Source organism: Herbidospora mongoliensis (assembly GCF_001570545.1).
Lineage (GTDB): Bacteria > Actinomycetota > Actinomycetes > Streptosporangiales > Streptosporangiaceae > Herbidospora > Herbidospora mongoliensis.
The window spans coordinates 1-1,106 of the sequence record NZ_BBXD01000005.1; the positions used below are offsets into that span (position 1 = coordinate 1).

Genomic DNA, 1,106 nt, shown 5'->3' on the forward strand with positions numbered 1-1,106 from the left:
CCGGTTCCAGCGACGCCGCCACTGGATCGGCGAGGTCGTCGCCGAGCACGTCGAACCCGTCCGCCGGGTCGATGTCCGCGACGGGCACGCCGTGGCCGAACTCGTCCGCGCCCACGTCGGTGCGGTTCTGGAGTACGGCTCCGGCCGGTCCGTCGAGATGGGCAGACCGTTCCGCGACCTCGGGTTCGACTCGGTGATGAGCGTCGAGTTGCGCAACAGCCTGGCTCAGGCCACGGGACTGCCGCTGTCCAGCGGCCTGCTCTTCGACTTCCCGACACCCGCCGCGCTGCTGCGCCACCTCCAGGACCGGCTTGCCGGCACGGACCCGGCCGTACAACCGGATATCGCCGTCCCGGCGGTGATGGACGAGCCGATCGTGATCGTCGGTATGGCGTGCCGTTACCCGGGTGCGGTGGCCTCCCCGGCGGACCTGTGGCGGCTGGTCTCGCAGGGCGTGGACGCCATCGCGGACTTCCCGGCCGATCGCGGCTGGCCCGATGACCTGTACGCACCCGAGGCGGTCGACAAGGGCCGCACCTCCGTGCGGGAGGGCGGTTTCCTGTACGACGCCGGGAATTTCGACGCCGGGTTCTTCGGCATCTCCCCGCGTGAGGCCCTTTCCATGGACCCGCAGCAGCGGCTGCTCCTGGAAACGGCATGGGAGGCGCTGGAACGGGCCGGTATCCCGCATGATCACCTCGACGGCACCCGGACCGGGGTGTTCGTCGGTGCCACCGCGCAGGATTATGGCCCGCGTATGCAGGACGCCTCGGAGAAGGTGGGCGGTTACGTGCTCACGGGCGTGACCCCCAGCGTGATGGCCGGGAGGATCTCGTACCAGCTGGGCTTCGTGGGGCCGGCTCTGACAGTGGATACCGCCTGCTCGTCGTCGCTGGTCGCGCTGCACCTGGCGATCGGCTCGCTGCGGCAGGGCGAGTCCACCCTGGCGTTGGCGGGCGGTGCGACCGTCATGGCCTCGCCCGGGATGTTCGTGGAGTTCTCCCGTCAGCGCGGGCTGGCCCCGGATGGGCGCAGCAAGGCGTTCGCCGCGGGGGCTGATGGCACCGGCTGGGCTGAAGGCGTCGGGCTGCTGGTGCTGGAACGCC

The 1,106-nt window shown here is 70.9% G+C and carries 1 protein-coding gene; it reads left to right on the forward strand.

Annotated features, from left to right (window positions below):
- A partial coding sequence (locus tag AW272_RS00040) for an acyl carrier protein (RefSeq protein ID WP_169807459.1) occupies positions 1–1,106 on the forward strand: 1,106 nt, incomplete at both ends.